Here is a 19,890-nt window from a genome sequence, read left to right on the forward strand (position 1 = left end):
TCCGCTCATCAGCCTGCCCGCTGCGGCAAGCTGATCCGGCACAGTTCGGAAGGCACGGCGATCGCATAAGCTACACCACCTCTCGGGACATCATCTTCAAACGCCTTGGCCCGGTCGTAGCGGTTCAAAAGCTCGATGGGCACACGTGCCGCCCGATCACCTCCGCCGGCGGCCGGTGCTGCTTCAGCCCGGCTCTCCATCCTGGGGCTCGCGCCGGTTTTTCGGAAGGGCAGACATGCGAACGGCGCCGCATCGGCGCCGGTCATGGCTTGCATATCTCAAGAGCTTGAATGGTCGGAGCGGCGGGATTTGAACCCACGACCCCTAGTCCCCCAGACTAGTGCGCTAACCGGGCTGCGCTACGCTCCGACACCCAAAGGGCGCTGTTTCTCTAGGTGTTTCGTCGGGGGAATGCAAGCCCGGAGTGCTGGTAGCAGGCCGCGCCAGGGGCTCGAACGGTGCAGGCGAGAACGCAAAGGCCCGGAAAGCACGGCTCCACCTCGTTTTCTGCAGTCTGTGGATATCCAGCCCGGCATCGCGGCCGGCAGACTGCCGAAACCGACGCGCGGCCTCTCGCGGCGGCCGCGGGCCGGAGGCCGGGCCTGTGGCAGGTTCATCCGCGATGCAGAAGGTTCATCTAGACATTACGAAAAAGTAATTCCGTCGTTCAGGAGTCGTTCAGAACACTGCTCTTAAACAAGAAGGCGAGAACAGGAGATCGTTCATGAAAAAGATCACTCTCGCCATCGTTTCCGCCGCCGTTCTCGTCTCGGGTGTGGCTGTTGCCCAGCCCGGCCCGTCACACCGCGGCCCCGACGTGCGCATCGAACATCGCGATATGCGGATCGACCGAAAGGGCCAACCCCCGCGGCATGCCGAGCCCCAGCGCCACGCCAAGCCGCGCTGGGCGAAGGGCCAGCGGTTCGACTGGAAGAAGAACCGCTATCGCGAGGTCCACGCGCGCGACTATCGCCGCTACCACCTGCACGCGCCGCCGCGCGGTCACCGCTGGGTCGAGGTCGATGGTCGCTTCCTTCTTGTCAACGCCGCCACGGGGATCATCGCCTCGATCCTCATGATGCAGTAAGCGCCCCGCGCGCACGCCAAGGCCGCCCCCGCCCGGGGCGGCCTTTTTCGTTGGAGCTGCCCCTGCTAGCGGCAGATGTGGCGGCGCCCGTCGTAGCCGAGATAGGTGCCCGTGCGCGGGTTGAACGACTTGTACTTGCGCGAGCAGTAGGCGATCCACGAGGCGCTGCGCCGGCGCGGCGGCGGCGCCATGGCGCTGCTGGCGATTGCTCCGGCCGCGAGGCCCACGATGCCTGCCGCGATCGCGGCACCGGGGTCGTAGTCGTAATAGCCGTAATAGGGGCGATAGTAGCCGCGGTAGTACGGGCGGCCATAGTAGGGGCGGGCGTAGTATCGGCGTCCGTAGTAAGGCCGGCCGTAACCGTAGCGCCGCGGGCCGTAGTAGCCGCCGACCCTGGCCACGGGAGCAACCGGGCGCACGCGCACCGGCCCGCCGCGCCAGTGGCGCACCCAGGGATTGCCGGGGCGGACCTGCCGGCCGCCCGGGCGGCGCCACTGGGCCTGCTCGGTCAGCATCACGGCGGGCGGCGCATCCATGCGGACGATTTGCGCGCCTGCCGGCATCGCCGGGAGCGCGAGCAGCGCCGCGATGGCCGTTACGGCAATTGTCTTGCAGATGGGCATAATGGGCTCCTCCTTGCGGCGGTGGCGCCGGCGTGCGGCCGGCAGTCTGTGGCCTTCGATGACGATTGCTCCGGCCATGTTCTCGAGACGCCGCATCTTCATGATAGAAACAACTGTGGCGGCAGGGGGAAGGAGCCATCACGTCTGCGCGACCCTCTTCCGGACGGTGCGCGGAAGCGCATCGCCGGCCTTCGCGACCTTCAGCGCCTCAGCGGCTTCGGCCTTTCCGGCCGGAGGCTGAATCTTCTAGGAATGATTCATGCAGGCGTTTCTGACCGACTACTGGCCCCATCTCTTCTTCGTTCTGAGCACCATCGCCGGCCTCGCGGCCGCTGTGCACGCCGCGATGACGAAGGATGAGGTGCGGGCGGCGATCGGCTGGGCGGGCGTCGCCATGCTGTCGCCGATCTTCGGCGCCGCGCTCTATCTCGTCGCCGGCGTCAACCGCGTGCGCCGGTCGTCTGTCATGCGCAAGCGTGCGCGCACGCGCCGCGGGCGGGCGGCGGACAACGAGGACAGCGACAGCGCCACGCTGGCGCGCCTGCCGCTCGCTTCGCTCGCCCGGCTTGGTGACAACGTCTCCCAGTTCCCGCTCACCTTCGGCAACCGGGTCACGCCGCTCGTCGGCGGCGACGCCGCCTATCCGGCGATGATCGAGGCGATCAGAAGCGCCAAGAAGTCGATCGCGCTGGCGAGCTACATCTTCGACCATGACACGGCCGGCCTCGCCTTCGTCGAGGCTCTGGCAGAGGCCCAGGCGCGCGGCGTTGCCGTGCGCGTGCTCATCGACGCTGTGGGGGCGCGCTATTCCAAGCCGCCGCTGCCGTTCCTGCTGCGCCAGCGGGGCATCCCCTCGGCGCTCTTCATGGGCAACATCGTCATGGGCCTCAAGCTGCCCTATGCCAACCTGCGCAGTCACCGCAAGATCCTGGTGGTCGACGGCAGGATCGGGTTCACCGGTGGCATGAACATCCGTGAGCATTTCCTGTCCTCCGCCATGGGCGAACATACGGCGCGGGACACGCACTTCCGCTTCGAGGGTCCGGTGGTGGAGCACCTGCTCACCGTCTTCGCGGAGGACTGGCATTTCGTGACGCGGGAGCTGCTCGACGGGCCCATCTGGTTCGGCCGGGCATCGCCTGTGGCCGATGCGGATGTGGCGGCGCGGGCCATTCCCTCGGGGCCGGACCATACGCTGGAATCGAATCACACGATGATCATGGGCGCACTCGCTGCCGCCGAGCGCCGCGTCATGATCTGCTCGCCCTATTTCCTGCCCGATCAGCAGCTCGTCGGCGCCTTCGGTGTCGCGGCGCGGCGTGGCATCGAGGTGGATATCGTCATTCCCGACACCAACAACCTGCGCCTGGTGGACTACGCCATGACGGCGCAGCTCGACCAGGTCATCCGCCGCGGCTGCCGCGTCTGGCGCGCCCGCGGTGTCTTCGACCATTCCAAGCTCATGACGGTCGACGGCGTGTGGAGCTACATCGGCTCCTCCAACCTCGATCCACGCAGCCTCAGGCTCAACTTCGAGCTCGACGTGGAGGTGCATGATCCGAAGCTGGCGAGCTGGATCGAAGCGCACATCAGCGAGCGCATGGCCAACGCGGTGCCCGAGACGCTGCAGAGCCTCGCCGCCCGCCCGCTCGTCGAGCGGCTGCGCAACCGCGTGGTGTGGCTCGCCTCTCCCTACCTGTGAACGCGCGCAGCGCGTGCCAGCGCACATCGTCCGGGGGACACCCGACGCATGCTTCTCCCACGGCCGGCGCCGACGCCGGCTGCAAGAAAGGGGAGAGAAGCCATGATGATGCGCGAAGCCGCCCGGACAGCCTATGAGGCGCTGAGGGAGGCGGATGATGCCGCCTGGGGTCACGCCGCCGTCCTGCACCGCCACGTGATCACCGAAGCCCTGCGCCTTGCCGCCCTGCAGCCCTGCGAGGCGCAGCTCGTCGGCATCATCCAGGAGATCGACGAGGAGATCGGCTTCCCCACCGCCAAGGCCATCGCCTGCGCCATCATGCGCGCCTTCCAGGGCCGGTGCGAGGAGGCCGATCCGCTCGGCCGCCCGTAAGGCGGTCTGTGCTGCAGCTTCAGCAGGTTGCCGGCAATCCTTGAATCAGGGTGCGAAGGCGCGCCGTGCCCGTTCATCGCGCGGAACGGTGGCGGCGATGCCCCAGACCAGACCCAGCAGCAGATAGAAGTGGCGCCAGTGGTCGCTGTCGATCTGAACACCCTGCAGCGCGGTGATGAAGAACACGCTCCACACGGGCAGGAAATGGTACTGGAGGGGCCAGTGCCGCAGCACCGTGCGCCAGCCGACGACGAAGGAGGTCAGAATCAGCACCAGGTAGGAGATGCCGCCGAGCCAGCCGTAGGAGGCGAAGGCGTTGAGAAAGACGTTGTGTGGGGCGATGCCGTACATCTCCGAGGAGAAACGCAGCGGGCCGAAGCCGTTGGGCAGCTCGAGCAGCCGCGGGATGCTGCGGATCTGCCCGCCGAAGCGGCCCGTGGGGCCGGTGTCGTAGGATTGAAGGCCGGCGCGCTGGGCGACGAGCTCGCCGATCTCGCCGCTGGAGAGGGCGACGAGCAGCACGACGACGACTCCCGCCGCGAGCATCGCCACCTGGCCGGCGAGCCGCGCGCGCTGGCGGCTGCTGCGGCTCGTGAGATAGGTGAGCAGCACGAGCAGGCCGACGCTGCCCACGCCGTTGATCCACGCCCCGCGCGACAGCGTCAGAAGCAGGGCGAGCAGTGGCACTGACAGCTTGAGAAGGCTGACGATGAGCCGGCCGCGGCCCGCCATGATGTCCTGCACCATGAAGGCGACGGCGAGTGTCAGGTAGGGGCCGAGGACGTTCGGATCCTTGAAGGTGCCGGAGGCGCGGCCGTAGAGCGAAAAGATGGAGCCGAGGCCGGCGATGTTGAAGTAGCCGGCGATGCCCGCGGCGGCCGCCACCCAGGCAGAGGCGACGAAGCCGCGGCGGAGGGCATCGAGCCGCGCCTCGCCATCCTGCGCCGGCACGGTCGCGTAGAAGATCGCCGTCACCATCAGATAGATGGAGATGGCGACGAAGGTGACCGACTTGGGCCGGTCGAGATACGGAATGAGCGAGAAGACGCCGCCCAGGTTGAAGGCGAGCAGCAGCACGGCGAGCAGCGCCACGAGGCGCGGCAGGCGGATGCCCCCGGTGGCGATGAAGCCGGCCAGGGTGACGACGAACATCCCCTCGTAGGGCGAGGGTTCGATAAGGGCGAGGGCGCCCGAGAAGGCGAGCAGCCACAGCAGCGCGCGCTCCACCCGGCGCGCAGGGATGCGCAGGCCGGTCGCGCCGGCGGCTGTGGCGTCACCCGCGGCCGTCAATAGGCGTTCTCCGACTTGAGCAGCGCCAGAGGCGTCTTCAGAAGGATCACGATATCGAAGAGCACCGACCAGTTCTCGATGTAGTAGAGGTCGTGCTCGACGCGGCGCTGGATCTTCTCCTCCGTGTCGGTCTCGCCGCGCCAGCCGTTGATCTGCGCCCAGCCGGTGATGCCGGGCTTGACCTTGTGGCGGGCGAAATAGCCGTCGACGACCTTGTCGTAGAGCCGGTTCTCGGCCTTGGCATGCAGCGCGTGCGGCCGCGGGCCCACGAGCGAGAGGTTGCCCTTGAAGACGACATTCAAGAGCTGCGGCAGCTCGTCGAGCGAGGTCTTGCGGATGAAGCGGCCAACACGCGTGACGCGCGGATCGCCCTTGGTGACGAGGCGCGAGGCCGTGGGATCGCTCTGGTCCACGTACATCGAGCGGAACTTGAACACCTCGATGAGCTCGTTGTTGAAGCCGTACCGCTTCTGGCGGAAGAGCACCGGCCCGGGGGAGTCGAGCTTCACGGCAATCGCCGTCAGCAGCATGATCGGCGACAGCAGCACGAGCAGGATGGAACCGACGATCTTGTCGAAGAGCCACTTGATCACCAGGTCCCAGTCGGCGATCGGCTTGTCGAAGACGTCGAGCACCGGCACCGTGCCGATGTAGGAATAGGCCCGCGGACGCAGCCGCAGTTGGCTCATGTGGGCCGCGAGCCGGATGTCGGTCGGCAGCACCCAAAGCTTGCGCAGCATCTGCAGGATGCGGGCCTCGGCCGTGATCGGCAGGGTGAAGATGATGAGGTCCACCCGCGTGCGCCGGGCGAAGGTGACGAGGTCGTCCACCGTGCCGAGTTTCGGGTAGCCCGCCAGGACATTCGGCGAACGTTCGTCGTTGCGGTCGTCAAAGAAGCCGCAGATGCGCACGCCCGTGTCGCGCTGCGCCACCAGGGCCTCGATGAGCCGCTCGGCCGCCTCGCCACCACCGACGATCACGGTGCGCCGGTCGAGCCGGCCGGCACGCGTCAGGCGCGTCACGATGATGCCGAAGACAAGCCGCACGAGATAGAGCCCGGCGAGGCCCGACACATACCAGCCGAGCAGCCAGACGCGCGAGTAGGTCGCGCTCGTCTTGGTGAAGAAGAGGACGGCGAGCGCGAGGAGAAAGATGACGCTCCAGCCCACCAGCACCCGGAAGGCCTGTGTCAGGACGGAACGCATTGCTCCGATCTGGTACAGGCCCGCCATCTGCATCGCCGCCACCGTCGCCACGGCGAAAACGGGCAGGAGGAGAAGATAGGAGAGCGGATAGCCGTGGTTGGGCGCGATGTAGATCGCCAGGGCGGCGAAGCCTGTGGCGAGGACCGCCGCTGCGTCGGCGAGGCGGGCCGCGCCCGTGATGATCACCGGCGAATAGGTGGGCGGCACCGGCACCGAGGCCATTTGCTCGGCGAGCAGCGACAGGCGTGGTCCCTTGTCGTCCGCGGAAGCAGGTGCGGGCTGAGCCGGTTCGGTCGCCGCGGTTTTCTCGAGCAGATCGCGAATATCGAAACTGGACATGCTTGATCTTCAGCGGGACAAGGACAGGGAGCTTGTCGTGGCAAGCGCAAGGCACATGCCAGGCGCGGACGAGCCGCTCCTGTGCCCATGGCCTAGCACGACGATTTGGCGAATGTATTAACGCAGAGCGGTGCGATAAGCTTCGAGCACCGAGGCGATCATCTGCGGCAAAGAGAAGCGCTCGCGCACGAAGGCGCGCAGCGCGGCATCCTCGGCGTGCGCCTCGGCCTCGGGCATGTCGAGGCGGCGGCGCAGGGCGCCGGCCAGGGCTTCGGGCGCATCGGGCGGGACGAGGCGGCTCGCCTGCGGCCCGAAGATCTCGGGAATGCCGCCGACGGCGGTGGCGACGAGCGGCATCGCGGCGGCGGCGGCCTCCAGCACCACATAGGGCAGGGACTCTGCCCGCGACGGCACGACCATCACCCGTGCCAGCGCCATGGCCTCGCGGATCGGCATGGGCTGGCGGAAAGTCACCGCTTTGTCCAGCCCGCGCCGCGCGGCATGGGCGCGGATGGCCTCCTCGTCGGGGCCGGCGCCGACGAAGACGGCGGTGAGTGGGCGACCTTCGTCGCGCAGCAATGCCAGCGCGTCGATGAGCGTGTCGATACCCTTCAGGTGGCGCAGCTCGCCGATATAGAGCACATCATGTGTGCCGGAGCGCGACACCTCGTTGAACTCGGCCTCGTGCAGGCCGTTGTAGACGATGGCGGAGCGCGTCATGAGGGAGCCGAGCGCGCTCGTGGCGAGCCGGGCGATATAGGCGCTTTCGAACAGGAAGAAGTCTGTGCGGCGGGCGAGGATGCGCTCGGCGGTCATGTAGAGCCGGTGCTGCATCGTGCCTGGCGGGTAGTGGAAGCTGCCGCCGTGCGGCGTGTAGATGCGCGCCGGCCGGCGTCCGTCCGCACGGGCGCAGAGCCGGGCATAGAGCCCGCCCTTGGCGCCGTGGCCATGCACCACGTCGGGGCCGAGGCGGGAGACAAGTGCGCGCACGCGCACGGCGCTCGCGATATCGCCGGCGCCCGGCAGGCGGGCCATCGGCAGGCGCGTCACGCCGAGGACGAGGTCGCCGCGCAGGGCGGCGAGGGCCGCTTCCGCCCGCTCGCCGCCGGTGGTGGCGTCGCAGACGATGCCCACCTCGTGCCCGAGCTCCACCTGCCCGCGCGCAAGATCCACGACATGGCGGAACAGGCCGCCGACGGGCGCACGCAGGACGTGCAGGATGCGCAGGGGCACGGGTGAGGGCATGGCGCTTCGTCCAGGCTGGCGGCCGCTCAGAACCACCGCTCCTTGATGACGATGGTGTCGCCGGGCTTGACGGGATAGGTGACGGGCAGCGGGCCGGTGACGGCCTTGCCCGGCGTCTGGCGCGTGACCAGAGCCTCGTCCTGCACGGCGCGCGGCGTGAAGCCGCCGGCGATGGCCACCGCGGTCTGCACCGTCATGCCGGCGACGAAGGGGTACTGGCCGGGATTGCGTACCTCGCCGAGGATGAAGAACGGCCGATAGGTCTCCACGTCCACGCTCACGGACGGCTCGCGCACGTAGCCGGCGGCAAGCTTGCGCTCGATGGCCTTGGCAAGCTGCTGCGTCGTCAGGCCGCGCGCCGAGATGATGCCGACGAGCGGCATGGCAATCTTGCCCGAGGCGTCGACGGTATAGATGTTGGACAGGCTGTCCTGGCCAAAGACGATGACGCGCAGGCGGTCGCCGCTGTCGAGGGTGTAGGCCTGCGGGCGTGGCACGGCCTCCACCGTGATCGGTTCACGCGCCGTCTGGGCGCAGGCGCCGAGCGTGGCACACAGGAGGGCGAGGGCGATGGCCGGAAAGCGGGACATGTGACCGTCATCGGAAACATCAGGACGAAAGGCATCTAACGCCGCTATGGTTAACAAAAGTTGATTTTTGCGCCCGCGGCAGGGCCCTACCATCCGGCCGGCTGGTTTAACCTGCCGGCAACGCCTCCCGTGCAAGGATAAGGCGTTGTTTTTCGGAATTTGAGGCGCCGATGTCGAAGGAAGTCGCGGCCGGAGTGCAGCCGGCCGGCGGGGACGAGCTCGATCTGGGAGCACTCTGGCGCGCACTCGTGCGGCGGCGGATGTGGATTGCCCTGCCGACACTTCTTGCCTTCGTCGGGGCGTTCCTGATCGTCAATCTCGTCACGCCGCGCTATACGGCCGAGACGAGCGTCCTGCTCGTCAGCGGCGATACCTTCTACACGCGCCCCGAAGGCGGGGCGGATACCGGTTCCCAGTTCGACGAGGAGGCGGTGCAGAGCGAGGTGCAGGTCATCATGTCGCGCGACCTGGCGCGCGACGTCATCCGCAAGCTCGGCCTCGTCGGCAACCCCGAGTTCGACCCCGACGCGCGGGTGCTCGGCCTCAGGCAGCGCATCATGCAGTGGCTCGGTCTCGGCGGGGCCCGCAAGGAGCGTCCGCCCGAGGAGAGGGTGCTCCCCACCTATTACGAGCGCCTCAATGTCTTCCCGCTGCCGCGCTCGCGCGTCGTCGCCATCGAGTTCTCGTCGGCGGATCCGGACCTTGCGGCCCGCGCGGCGAACACCATCGCCGAATCCTATCTCGACTTTCAGCGTTCCGTGAAGCAGAGCGCGACGCAGGCCGCCTCCCAGTGGCTGGCCGAGACCATCGAGCCGCTACGCAAGCAGGTTGCCGAGGCCGAGGCGAAGGTGGAGGACTTCCGCGCCCGCCACGGCCTCATGAGCGGCAGTTCCGGCGAGGTGACGCTGCCCTCCCAGCAGCTGGCGGAACTCTCCGCCCAGCTCTCGGCCGCCCGCTCGGCCCAGGCGGACGCGGAGGCGAAGGCGCGGCTCATCCGCGATCTCATCGCCTCAGGCCGGGTCTTCGACATTCCCGATGTCGCCAACAACGAGTTCATCCGCCGCCTGCTGGAGCAGCGCATCGCGCTGCGCGCGCAGCTCGCGCTCGAGGAACGCACGCTGCTGCCGGCCCATCCGCGCATCAAGCAGCTAAATGCCCAGATCGCGGACCTCGAGAACCAGATCCGGCAGGAGGCGCAGCGCACCGTGCGCTCGCTGGAGAACGAGGCGAAGCTCGCCGCTGCGCGTGTCGACAGCCTGCAGAAGGCGTTCGACGCCCAGAGCGCCGTGGCCGCCAAGGCCAAGGAATACGAGGTGGAGCTGCGGGCGCTGGAGCGCGAGGCGCGCACCCAGCGCGAGCAGCTCGAGACCTATCTGACCCGCTACCGCGAGGCGCAGGCGCGGGAGGTGGAGAGCGCGAGCCCGGCCGATGCGCGCATCGTCTCGCGCGCCGTGGTGCCGGGCACGCCGAGCTTTCCCAAGAAGGTGCCGATCATCGCCATCGTCACACTGGCGGCGTTCTCGCTCGCCACGACATTGGTCATCGCGCTGGAGCTGTTGTCGGGACGGGCCTTCGTCCCGGTGGCGCCGTCGCTCGCCCAGGTCCCGGCCGAGGTGGTGCCGGAGCCCGGAGCCGCCCCGGTGGCCGAGCCGGCCCTCGCTGCTCCCGCGCAGGCGCCGGTCCAGGGCGAGGCGGTCGCTGCGGCTGACGGCCCGGCGCAGGAGCAGCCGTCGCCGCGGCAGCTGCGCGAAGACGGGGATGTCGGCGCCGCGGTGCAGGCCGGCGCGCTGGCGCCGCTGCTAGCGCGGCTCGGCGATCGTCCGGGCCAGGGGCGCGGCCGCCGCGTGCTCGTGACCGAGGCTGCGGCCGAGGCCGGCGCTGTGAGGCTCGCGCGCGCCCTGGCCGACGACCGGGTCAATACCGAACGCACCATCCTTCTCGACATGACGGCCGGCGGGGCGAAGCGCGATGCCGGGCGTCCGGGCCTCGCCGAGCTGGCGTCGGGCACGGCTTCCTTTACCGATGTCATCGGGCGCGATCCCGGCACCCGGCTGCATCATGTCTCGGCCGGCGCCGATCTCGCCGCCACGCTCGATGCCCGGCCCGGCGCGCTGGAGCTGCCGCTGCTCGCCCTCGACCAGACCTACGAGTGGGTGATTCTCATCGTCGATGCGGCCGGCCTCGAGGCGCTGGCGCCGCATGTCCTGCCGTATGTGGACCATGCGGTACTTGTCTCGCAGGAAGCGGAGCAGGCGGAGACGACGCGCGCAGCGTACGGGCGCCTCGCCCGGGCAAAGGCGCGCGACATCATTGTCGTCGTGCCGCAGGCCGACGGCACACGCGCCGCAGCCTGACACGGCCATCAGGCTGCGGGGGTGGGCTTCAGCCGCTGATAGAGTGCCGACAGCCGCTGCGACTGCTTGACGCGGCGCTTGGCCCAGACAGCCGCCCTGAGCGGCAGGGCCAGAAGCTTGCCCTTCGGTGACACCGGCACGATGCCGTGGCGCAGGTCCATCACCTCCTTGCAGTAGACGCGCTTGTAGGGCTGGTCGCCGACGCCGAGGTCGAAATGGGTGAAGCCTTCTGCCGCCAGCGTCTCGATCATGTAGACGAGCAGCACCTCGGCCGGGCTCGAGCGCGCGATCTCGGGCCGCTGGTCGAAGGAATGGAACATGATGCTGATGTGCGTGCCCCACACAGTCCCGGCCCGCGTCGCGACGATCTCGTCACCGACGAACAGGGCGTAGAGCCGCAGGGGAGGCGGGCTGCCATCGGTCTGCGGCAGGCAGGCGGCCAGCAGAAAGGCTTGGATGCCAGGGTCGGCGAAGGGGTTGGCGATCTTCTGCGCGGCGAAGCGCTCGGCCTTCTGTGCGAGGAAGGCGGCGAGCGCGCGCCGCACGTCCTCCTCACTCTCCATGAGGCGGGGCACGAGCGCCCCGCGCTCCGACAGGGCCCGTTCCTTCGATTTCAGGACACGGCGGCGCTTGGTACTGAGGATGCGGGTGCGCGCCTCGGCACCCGGAAAGTCGATGGTGAGCTGGTAGCCGTGGCTCGGGCTCGGCTGCGACATGACGGTGGCGAGGGCATTCTCGTGCCCCTGCCAGGTCGTCGGCTGGTGGCGGAAGAAGAACAGGTCGATGCCCGCCTTCTCGCCGGCCTGCTGCAGGGCCTCCGCCCATTCGGCCGCGGACGGCGCCGCCCCGCGGGCCAGCAGCGGCATGTGGAAGTTGGCGTGGCTGGCGCCCGGCATGGTCGCCACCGTCACCCCCCGGCGGTGGAAGACGTCAAGCGGCAGCAGCGCCCGCACGGCCCCGGCCGCGTCGCGCACGCGCAGCAGCCGGCGTTTCGGACGTCTCCCTTCCCGCCAGCAATGGTCATAGGCGCTGACCCAGCCATGGGACTGATAGGGCGTCATGAGCGCCTCGCGCTGGAAGTTGCGCCAGCACGCGGCGATGGCCGCCTGATCGTCGAGGATGTCCACCTCGAGGTCGAGGCTTGCGTCCTGCGCTGCCGCCGGGGCATCGTCCAGGGCGCCGAGAGGGGTCGTCATCGCACCCATTCCTGCAAGTACCTGTTCCAATATGGCGCGGCCTTCCGCATCCACGCCGGTGCGTGGGCAGTGCCGCGCTCCTCATAGCAAGGAAACGGCCAAGGAAGCATGAATCTACGCAATACAATCATCCGCGCCGGAATGCAGGCCATCGGCCTGACGCGGGCGGACCGCTGGCTGGCCGGGGTGGCGCGGGGCAGGGGGGCGATCCTGATGCTGCACCATGTGCGCCCGGATGCCGGCCGCGGCTTCGCGCCCAACGCGCTGCTGGAAGTGACGCCCGCCTTCCTCGACGAGGTGCTGACACTTGCCGCGGAGCTGGGCTTCGTCTTCGTGCCGCTCGACGAGGTGCCGCAGCGGCTGGCGGACCCGCGCCCCGACACGGCGCCGTTCCTGGCGCTGACCTTCGACGACGGCTACCGCGACAATGTCGTCCATGCGCAGCCCGTCCTCGAAAGGCACGGCGCGCCCTGGACGGTCTTCGTCACCACCGGCTTCGCTGACCGTACGGCGCGCCTGTGGTGGCTGGAGCTCGAGGAGGCCGTCCGCCGGCTCGATCAGGTGGCAGTGATGGAGGGCGGCTTCGCCTTCTCCCATCCGGCCCGGACAGATGCCGAGAAGCAGGCGGCCTTCGACGGGCTCTACTGGGCACTGCGGAGCGGGCCGGAGGAGCGGCTGCTCTCCGTCATCGCCAGCCTTGCCGGGCAGGCGGGCGTCAACTCTCGCGCCCTCGTCGAGGAGCTCTGCCTCGACTGGGATGAGATCGCGGCACTGGCGCGCGTGCCGGGCGTGACCATCGGCGCCCATACCCTGACCCATCCCATGCTGGCGAAGCACGACGCGACGCGCGCGAGAGAGGAGATCGAGCGTTCGCGGGCCATCATCGCCGAGCGCATCGGCCGCCCGGTGCGGCATTTCGCCTATCCCGTCGGCGATCCGACATCCGCCGGACCGCGGGAGTTCGCCATCGCCCGCGAGGCCGGCTTCGCAACCGCCGTCACGACGCGCCCGGGCCATCTCTTCCCCGAACACGCCAGGCATCTCACGGCGCTGCCCCGGGTGTCGCTCAATGGTCTCTACCAGACGAAGACAGCGGCGCGGGCACTGCTGTCGGGGGTGCCCTTCCTGCTGTGGAACCGGGGACGCAGGCTCAACGTCGGCTGAACAACCCGGCGCAAGGGATTCTCAGGCCTCGCTTTTGTCCTTCCGCTCCATCCACCACACGAGCGGCATCAGCGGGATGACCCAGCCGATGCCGACGGCGGCGTAGAACAGCAGCTCGACGCTTTTCGGCATCTCGGGCAGTCCGGCCTGCGCGAGCGCCATGACGACGAGGGCATAGACGCAGACGAAGACCAGCATGGCGATGGTGCCGACGAGCTTGCGTGTACGCCGTTGCATGTGGGCTCCTGATGGTGTTCCCGGGTGCGGCGGTGCGGCTCGTTGTGCCGCCGCCTCGAAAGTCCTATGTCTCCCGGATCGATCGGGGCCGCAAGGGGCCCTGCCGCCGCAGCAAGGTCAGTTCGTCCGCCATGAACAGTGCCGTTTCCGTTGCCGTTTCCCAGGACGATCGGGAGGAGCCGCGCCGTACGGCGCCGGTCCGGGCATGGCTGTGGCTTCTGGCAGGTCTCGTGCTCACCATGATCCTCGTCGGTGGCGCGACGCGCCTCACGGATTCCGGGCTGTCGATCACCGAGTGGAAGCCGGTCACGGGCGCACTCCTGCCGATGAGCGAGGAGGCATGGCAGCGGGAGTTCGATCTCTACCGCCAGATTCCGCAGTATGAGCTCGTCAACAAGGGCATGACCCTCGACGAGTTCAAGTCGATCTACCTGTGGGAGTGGGGGCACCGCCAGCTCGGCCGCTTCATTGGGCTCGCCTTCTTCCTGCCGCTCATCTATTTCGCCTGGCGCGGGCAGGTGCGCGGGCGCCTGTTCTTCACCATCGTCGCCATCGGCGCCGCAGGGGGACTGCAGGCCACCGTCGGCTGGATCATGGTCGCCTCCGGACTCAAGCCGGGCATGACGGCGGTCGCCCCGGTCAAGCTCATGCTGCACATGCTCATCGCCTGCGGCATCTTCAGCGCGCTCGTCTGGGTGGCCACAGGGCTCGGCCGCTTCACGGCCGAGAATGCGCCGGCGCGCATCAGGGCCACCGCCTCGCTGCTGATCGTTGTCACGATGGTGCAGATCGCGCTCGGCGCCATCGTCGCCGGGCTCGACGCAGGGCTCTCCTACAACACATGGCCGCTTATGGACGGGCGCCTCGTGCCCTCCGCGCAGACGCTCTTTCCCATCACGCCGTGGGCCGAGAATTTCGTCGAGAGCATCGCCCTGGTGCAGTTCAACCACCGGCTCGGGGCCTATGTGCTCCTGCTGCTCGCCGTCCTGCACGCGGTCGATGCCATGCGCAGCATGCCGGGCAGCGCCACCGCGCACCGGGCCGGGCTGCTTGCGGCGCTCGTTCTCGTCCAGGCGGCCATCGGCATCACCACCTTGTTGCTCGTCGTGCCGCTGGAGGCGGCCCTGCTGCACCAGGGCGTCGCTGTCCTGCTGCTGGGTGCCTGCGTCCATCACCGGCGCCGGCTGCGTGCCCCGGCGCCGCTGGCGGCACCGGCCAGGGCCTGACATACCTTTCCCTCTCCCGCTGGGCCGGCAGGCCTGGCGCAAGCTTCGCTCCGTTAGCTGCCGGCCGACGCAGCGCGCGCTAGTCCAAACGGATGAGTCGTGCGCCGGCGCACATCCGCGACCGGCTGTCGCGCTCAGGCTTAAGCTGCGTTAAGGTTCGGTTCGGCAGGCAGCGGCCGGAGCTGATGGAGGGCACGGCGATGGCAGGCATGGTGACGATCTTCCACGCAGGTTGGTGGCCTGGGATCGCTGCTTCATGCATCTGCATGGCGGAGCTTGCGGAAGATGCTGCGCGCCGGCGCACGGGCCGGCAGATCGCCTCGGCACTCGGCATCTTCCAGCCGCGTCCGGCCCTCGTGTCCGTGCCGGGGACGGGCCGCCGCACGCGGCCCATCGATTTTGGCTATCACTGCTGAAGGGCAGGGGCGGCTTACGCCGCCGCCGCCAGCGCCTGGTCGATGTCGGCGATGAGATCGGCCACGTCCTCGAGCCCGATTGAAAGCCGCACCACGTTGCCGGCGACGCCCGCCCTGGCGCGGTCCTCAGGCGGCATGTTGCGGTGCGTCGTCGTCGCCGGGTGGATGGCGAGGGAGCGCGTCTCGCCGATATTGGCGATGTGCGAGAAGAGCTTGAGCGAGGCGATGAAGCGCGTTGCCACCTCGTCCCCGCCCTTGAGCGCCACCGTGAAGACCGAGCCGGCCCCCTCCGGACAATAACGGTCGGCCAGCACCTTGCCGGGGTGGCCCTCAATGGAGGGATAGCTCACCCATTCCACGCCCGAGTGGGCGGCGAGATGCTGCGCCACGGCCCTGGCGTTGGCGCAGTGGCGCGCCATCCGCAGGGGCAACGTCTCGATGCCCGTCAGCGTCAGGAAGGCATTGGCCGGCGAGATGCCCGGGCCGAGGTCGCGCAGGCCGTAGAGCCGGGCCGCCACCGCAAAGGCGCTCTTCGGGAATGCTTGCGCCAGCACGATGTTCTCATAGTCCCCCCAGGGGGCCGAGACGAGCGGGTAGCGCGCATCGCCCGTCCAGTCGAAGCTGCCGCCGTCGACGATGATGCCGCCGATGACCTGGCCGTGGCCGCCGAGGAACTTCGACGTTGAATGGAAGACGATGTCGGCCCCGTGCTCGAACGGGCGGATGAGGTAGGGGCTCGCCAGCGTGTTGTCGACGACGAGTGGCACCTTGTGGCGCTTCGCGATGGCAGAGATCGCCTCGAGATCCACCACGCTGCCGCAGGGATTGACGATGGATTCGACGACGATGGCCTTGGTCTTCTCCGTCACGGCCGCGGCGATGCTCCCGACATCGGTCGGGTCGACGAAGCGGGCCTTGAGGCCGTGGCGCTGCTCGAGGCGCCGCATGAGACCGAGCGAGCCGCCGAAGAGGCGGCTGGCGGCGACATATTCGTCGCCACTTTCCATGAGCGTGAGCAGGATGACGAGCAGCGCCGCCTGGCCAGAGCCGATGGCGACGGCCATGGTGCCGCCTTCCAGATCCGCGACACGCCGCTCCAGGGCGGCTGTCGTCGGGTTGCTGCCGCGCGAGTAGGAGAAGCCCGTCTTGCGCAGGGCGAAGATATCGGCCGCCTCGTCGGGGTCGTCAAAGACGAAGCCGTTCGTCAGATAGATCGGCGTGGTACGGGCGCCCGTCGCCGGGTCCGGGGCCGCGCCCGCATGCACGGCCCGTGTGGCAAAGCCCGTCTTCCTACACTCGCTCATGGTTCACGCTCCGCGACGGCGGTCTCAGGCCGCAAGGGCCTGGTCGAGATCGGCTATGAGGTCCGCCGGGTCCTCGAGGCCGATGGAGAGGCGCACCACGTCCGGCCCGGCGCCGGCCGCCACCTTCTGCTCGTCGGTGAGCTGGCGATGGGTGGTCGAGGCCGGGTGGATGACGAGCGAGCGCGTGTCGCCGATGTTGGCAAGGTGGGAGAAGAGCTGCAGCTTCGAGACGAGCTTGACGCCGGCCTCGTAGCCGCCCTTGAGGCCGAAGGTGAAGACCGCGCCGGCACCCTTCGGGCAGTAGCGCTTGGCGAGCGAGTGGTAGCGGTCGCCCTCGAGGCCGGGATAGCTGACCCACGCCACGGCCGGATGCGAGGCGAGGTGCTTGGCCACGACGAGCGCCGAGTCGGAGACGCGCTGCATGCGCAGGGGCAACGTCTCGATTCCGGTCAGGATAAGGAAGGCGTTGAAGGGCGACAGGGCCGGGCCGAGGTCGCGCAGGCCGAGCACGCGCGTGGCGATGGCGAAGGCGAAGTTGCCGAAGGTCTCGCCCAGCACCATGCCGCCGTATTCCGGCCGCGGCTTCGACAGCAGCGGATAGCGCTCGTCGCCGACCCAGTTGAAGGTGCCGGCGTCAACGATGATGCCGCCGATGGAGTTGCCGTGGCCGCCGAGGAACTTGGTGGCCGAGTGGATGACGATGTCGGCCCCGTGCTCGATCGGGCGCCACAGGTAGGGCGTCGCCATCGTGTTGTCGACGATGAGCGGGATGTTGGCCCGCTTGGCGATGGCCGAGATGGCGGCGATATCGACGATGACGCCGCCCGGATTGGCGATCGACTCCACGAAGATCGCCTTGGTCTTCGGCGTCAGCGCCTTCTCGAACGACGACAGGTCGTCGGGATCGGCCCACACAACGTTCCAGCCGAAGCTCTTGTAGGAATGATTGAACTGGTTGATCGAGCCGCCGTAGAGCTTCTTCGAGGCGATGAACTCGTCGCCCGGTTGCAGCAGGGCGTGGAAGGTGAGGAACTCGGCCGCATGGCCGGAGGCGACGGCGAGGGCCGCCGTGCCGCCCTCGAGCGCCGCCACGCGCTCCTCGAGCACGGCGCAGGTGGGGTTGCCTATGCGCGTGTAGATGTTGCCGAAGGCCTGCAGGCCGAAGAGCGAGGCGGCGTGGTCGACATCGTCGAAGACGAAGGACGTCGTCTGGTAGATCGGCGTCGCGCGCGCGCCCGTTGCCGGATCGGGCTGGGCACCGGCGTGGATGGCAAGCGTATTGAACCCGGGCACACGGTCGGCCATGGAACATCTCCTCCGGCATTCGCTATAAAAGGCGTTCGTTCGTAATAACGAACGCGCCCGTTGCCGTCAACGACGGAAGGGCGTGTCAGGGGCTCAGATGTGCGCGCCGGGCAGGCGGCTGGCCTGCAGTACCCAGTCCACGAACTGTTCTTCGTCGAGTTCGCCTTCCCGGATATCGAGATAGCGAACGTTTTCGTGCTTCGACGGGCCGGGCGGGAGCGGAGCGAGCGCGGCGCCGCGGAAAAATGTCACTTTCACGTATTTCGTGAAGCAGCGAAAGCTCAGGAACCAGCCTTGTCCCTCAATGCCGTAGAAGGGCGAGTTCCACTTCACGGCCTTTGTGATGCCGGGAACCGACTCCGTGACGAGCGTGTCAAGACGGCGGCCGAGGGCCTGCTTCCAGCCCGGCATGGCCGATATGTAGGCCTGGACGGGCGCATCGCCATGGCCCTTCGGGATCTGCGGATTGCCGCCCGCGAGGAGGACGACCCCGCCAGGGCGTGCCACTTCCTGCTTCGCCTTGTCTGTCGAGGGTTTCGTCATCCGTTCACCTGTTGCGGATGTGCGGCGGTCTCGCGTGCCATGCGCGACATGGATGCGCCCGAACTGCGGGGGAGGCATGGATGCGGCTGGCGCGAAGAAACCCTCGCGCTCTTGCAATCCTGGCGCCAAGCTTGGGCAGTCTGATGATAGCGGCGAAGATCGGCCCGGCAAGAGAGCGCCGGACGAACGATGCCAATCTGCTGTTCGATGGAACGAACGGCTCAGCTCTCGCCCGGCTTGAAGATTGTGCGCTTCTGGAAGCCCCTGTCGGCCATCGCCGGCTTCCTGGCCGAGATGATGCGCGAGTTGATGCCCTGCCAGCCGATCTCGCCGGACAGGCGGCCGTATTCGATCTTCGGGCAGCGGTTCATCACCACCTTGACGCCCCGCGCCTCGGCCCGCGCCGCCGCCTCGTCGTTGCGCACGGAAAGCTGCATCCAGATGACCCTGGGCAGCGGCGAGAGGGCGAGGGCCTCGTCCGTCACCGGGCCGGCGGCCTCGGAATTGCGGAAGATCTCCACCATGTCGACCGGGTGGGGAATGTCCGCGAGCCGGCCATAGACAGTCTTGCCGAGCAGGGTCTGGCCGGCGAGGCCAGGATTGACGGGAATGACGTCGTAGCCGCGCTCGAGGAGATACTTCATGACGATGTAGCTCGGCCGGGCGGGATTGGCCGAGGCGCCGACGAGCGCGATGGTCTTCACGCTCTTCAGGATGTCGCGGATATAGGCATCCGGGTAGTTGTTGTGGTCCACCGGTCCGGTCGCCGCGGCCTGGGCGGAAGAGGGGGCGTTGGGGATCATCGGCCCTGCCAGTTCGGTTCGCGTTTCTCGATGAAGGCGCCGATGCCCTCCTCGGCATCGCGCGCCAGCATGTTCTCCACCATCACGGCGCTCGCGTACCTGTAGGCCTCGGTCAACCCCATCTCGAGCTGCTCGTAGAAGGCGCGCTTGCCGATCCTGAGCGTCAGCGGCGACTTGGCGGCTATCGTCCGCGCCAGGGCGAGCGCCGCCGCAAGCGCCTCGCCCTCCGGGACCACGCGGTTGACGAGGCCGAAGCGCGCCGCGTCCTCCGCGCCGACCATCTCGCCCGTCAGCAGCATCTCCATGGCATGCTTGCGCGAGAGGTTTCGCGACAGAGCCACCATCGGCGTCGAGCAGAAGAGGCCGATGTGCACGCCCGGCGTGCAGAAGCGCGCCGCAGCCCCAGCAACCGCGAGGTCGCAGCTCGCCACGAGCTGGCAGCCGGCCGCAGTGGCGACGCCCTCGACGGCGGCGATCACCGGCTGCGGCAGGCGCACGATGCGTTCCATCATGGCCGAGCAGGTGGCGAGCACCTCGGTGAAGTAGGCGCGTCCCCGGTCCGGGTCCGCGCGGTGCGCGGTCATCTCCTTGAGATCGTGCCCGGCAGAGAAGACCGGGCCGGCCGCGGCGATCACGACGGCACGCACGTCCTGCCTGCCGACGATGCCGTCCAGCGCATTGCTGATGGCCGCCATCAGGGCTTCGCTCAGGCTGTTGCGCGCCTTCGGCCGGTTGAGCGTGAGGAGCGCGATGCCCTCTTCCGGCTCCTCAACAAGGAGCACGGGGCTCTCGGTGGTCGTCTCGCTCGTCATGCAATCCTCGCCAGGCGCGGGCGCCGAAGGCCGGTTTGCCGATCTGCCCATTGTCGCGGCGTCACGGCATGCTGCAA

At 68.5% G+C, this 19,890-nt stretch carries 20 protein-coding genes, 1 tRNA gene and 1 pseudogene; 8 read left to right on the plus strand and 14 right to left on the minus strand.

The window, feature by feature from the left end:
• Positions 1–8: 8 nt before the first annotated feature.
• Both HNQ73_RS14565 and HNQ73_RS14570 read right to left on the minus strand, forming a co-directional pair.
• Positions 9–266 (minus strand): hypothetical protein, encoded by a 258-nt coding sequence (locus HNQ73_RS14565; protein ID WP_183335621.1) that lies wholly within the window; start codon positions 264–266, stop codon positions 9–11.
• Between the two features lie 25 nt (positions 267–291).
• Positions 292–369: transfer RNA gene (locus tag HNQ73_RS14570), tRNA-Pro, on the minus strand.
• Positions 370–721: 352 nt separating this feature from the next.
• On the opposite strand from HNQ73_RS14570, the pseudogene HNQ73_RS18100 reads away from it, so the two are divergent.
• Together HNQ73_RS18100 and HNQ73_RS14575 are read left to right on the plus strand one after the other, a co-directional pair.
• Positions 722–775: pseudogene (locus HNQ73_RS18100) on the plus strand (lipoprotein); the annotation flags it as partial.
• Between the two features lie 42 nt (positions 776–817).
• Entirely contained in the window at positions 818–1,087 is a 270-nt protein-coding gene (locus HNQ73_RS14575; protein ID WP_338077645.1) for an RcnB family protein, read from the plus strand.
• Between the two features lie 65 nt (positions 1,088–1,152).
• Here the strand turns inward: HNQ73_RS14575 and HNQ73_RS14580 are convergent, their stop codons facing one another.
• Positions 1,153–1,812 (minus strand): BA14K family protein, encoded by a 660-nt coding sequence (locus HNQ73_RS14580; RefSeq protein ID WP_246719514.1) that lies wholly within the window; start codon positions 1,810–1,812, stop codon positions 1,153–1,155.
• Between the two features lie 157 nt (positions 1,813–1,969).
• On the opposite strand from HNQ73_RS14580, the gene HNQ73_RS14585 reads away from it, so the two are divergent.
• Both HNQ73_RS14585 and HNQ73_RS14590 read left to right on the plus strand, forming a co-directional pair.
• Positions 1,970–3,412 (plus strand): phospholipase D-like domain-containing protein, encoded by a 1,443-nt coding sequence (locus HNQ73_RS14585; protein WP_183335622.1) that lies wholly within the window; start codon positions 1,970–1,972, stop codon positions 3,410–3,412.
• A 102-nt stretch (positions 3,413–3,514) separates the two neighbouring features.
• Positions 3,515–3,784: a hypothetical protein gene (locus tag HNQ73_RS14590; protein ID WP_183335623.1), complete on the plus strand. Its 270-nt coding sequence runs from the start codon at positions 3,515–3,517 to the stop codon at positions 3,782–3,784.
• 45 nt (positions 3,785–3,829) lie between these two features.
• Here HNQ73_RS14590 and HNQ73_RS14595 read toward each other — a convergent pair whose 3' ends face one another.
• From HNQ73_RS14595 to HNQ73_RS14610, 4 genes are all read right to left on the minus strand, one after another.
• A complete protein-coding gene (locus HNQ73_RS14595; protein WP_183335624.1) occupies positions 3,830–5,074 on the minus strand; it encodes an O-antigen ligase family protein in 1,245 nt (414 codons plus the stop codon).
• A complete protein-coding gene (locus tag HNQ73_RS14600; protein ID WP_183335625.1) occupies positions 5,071–6,618 on the minus strand; it encodes an undecaprenyl-phosphate glucose phosphotransferase in 1,548 nt (515 codons plus the stop codon). The genes HNQ73_RS14595 and HNQ73_RS14600 overlap by 4 nt, the downstream gene beginning before the upstream one ends.
• A 117-nt stretch (positions 6,619–6,735) precedes the next feature.
• Positions 6,736–7,863, minus strand: a complete 1,128-nt coding sequence (locus tag HNQ73_RS14605; RefSeq protein ID WP_183335626.1) for a glycosyltransferase family 4 protein — start codon at positions 7,861–7,863, stop codon at positions 6,736–6,738.
• A gap of 26 nt (positions 7,864–7,889) precedes the next feature.
• Positions 7,890–8,453, minus strand: a complete 564-nt coding sequence (locus HNQ73_RS14610) for a polysaccharide biosynthesis/export family protein (protein WP_183335627.1) — start codon at positions 8,451–8,453, stop codon at positions 7,890–7,892.
• A 170-nt stretch (positions 8,454–8,623) separates the two neighbouring features.
• On the opposite strand from HNQ73_RS14610, the gene HNQ73_RS14615 reads away from it, so the two are divergent.
• Positions 8,624–10,807 (plus strand): GumC family protein, encoded by a 2,184-nt coding sequence (locus HNQ73_RS14615; protein WP_183335628.1) that lies wholly within the window; start codon positions 8,624–8,626, stop codon positions 10,805–10,807.
• A gap of 8 nt (positions 10,808–10,815) precedes the next feature.
• Here the strand turns inward: HNQ73_RS14615 and HNQ73_RS14620 are convergent, their stop codons facing one another.
• On the minus strand, positions 10,816–12,003 hold the full coding sequence (locus HNQ73_RS14620) for a GNAT family N-acetyltransferase (protein ID WP_183335629.1): 1,188 nt from the start codon (positions 12,001–12,003) through the stop codon (positions 10,816–10,818).
• 108 nt (positions 12,004–12,111) lie between these two features.
• On the opposite strand from HNQ73_RS14620, the gene HNQ73_RS14625 reads away from it, so the two are divergent.
• Positions 12,112–13,167, plus strand: coding sequence for a polysaccharide deacetylase family protein (locus tag HNQ73_RS14625; RefSeq protein WP_183335630.1), 1,056 nt, complete (start codon positions 12,112–12,114; stop codon positions 13,165–13,167).
• A 21-nt stretch (positions 13,168–13,188) separates the two neighbouring features.
• Here HNQ73_RS14625 and HNQ73_RS14630 read toward each other — a convergent pair whose 3' ends face one another.
• Positions 13,189–13,404, minus strand: a complete 216-nt coding sequence (locus HNQ73_RS14630) for a DUF2842 domain-containing protein (protein ID WP_183335631.1) — start codon at positions 13,402–13,404, stop codon at positions 13,189–13,191.
• A 131-nt stretch (positions 13,405–13,535) separates the two neighbouring features.
• Here HNQ73_RS14630 and HNQ73_RS14635 point away from each other — a divergent pair, with 131 nt between their 5' ends.
• Complete coding sequence (locus HNQ73_RS14635) at positions 13,536–14,630, plus strand: COX15/CtaA family protein (protein ID WP_183335632.1); 1,095 nt, start codon at positions 13,536–13,538, stop codon at positions 14,628–14,630.
• Positions 14,631–14,896: 266 nt separating this feature from the next.
• Complete coding sequence (locus HNQ73_RS14640) at positions 14,897–15,046, plus strand: hypothetical protein (protein WP_183335633.1); 150 nt, start codon at positions 14,897–14,899, stop codon at positions 15,044–15,046.
• 14 nt (positions 15,047–15,060) lie between these two features.
• Here HNQ73_RS14640 and HNQ73_RS14645 read toward each other — a convergent pair whose 3' ends face one another.
• From HNQ73_RS14645 to HNQ73_RS14665, 5 genes are all read right to left on the minus strand, one after another.
• Positions 15,061–16,350 (minus strand): O-acetylhomoserine aminocarboxypropyltransferase/cysteine synthase family protein, encoded by a 1,290-nt coding sequence (locus HNQ73_RS14645; protein WP_183335634.1) that lies wholly within the window; start codon positions 16,348–16,350, stop codon positions 15,061–15,063.
• A 24-nt stretch (positions 16,351–16,374) separates the two neighbouring features.
• Complete coding sequence (locus tag HNQ73_RS14650) at positions 16,375–17,655, minus strand: O-acetylhomoserine aminocarboxypropyltransferase (RefSeq protein ID WP_183335635.1); 1,281 nt, start codon at positions 17,653–17,655, stop codon at positions 16,375–16,377.
• Between the two features lie 93 nt (positions 17,656–17,748).
• Positions 17,749–18,198 (minus strand): DUF1801 domain-containing protein, encoded by a 450-nt coding sequence (locus tag HNQ73_RS14655; protein WP_183335931.1) that lies wholly within the window; start codon positions 18,196–18,198, stop codon positions 17,749–17,751.
• Positions 18,199–18,419: 221 nt separating this feature from the next.
• A complete protein-coding gene (locus HNQ73_RS14660) occupies positions 18,420–19,001 on the minus strand; it encodes a CoA-binding protein (RefSeq protein ID WP_183335636.1) in 582 nt (193 codons plus the stop codon).
• Positions 18,998–19,813 carry an enoyl-CoA hydratase gene (locus HNQ73_RS14665; protein WP_183335637.1) on the minus strand — a complete coding sequence of 272 codons (816 nt, stop codon included), beginning with the start codon at positions 19,811–19,813 and terminating at the stop codon, positions 18,998–19,000. Before HNQ73_RS14665 ends, HNQ73_RS14660 begins: the two co-directional genes overlap by 4 nt.
• Between the last annotated feature and the right edge of the window lie 77 nt (positions 19,814–19,890).

It is taken from the genome of Chelatococcus composti (assembly GCF_014201415.1).
Lineage (GTDB): Bacteria > Pseudomonadota > Alphaproteobacteria > Rhizobiales > Beijerinckiaceae > Chelatococcus_A > Chelatococcus_A composti.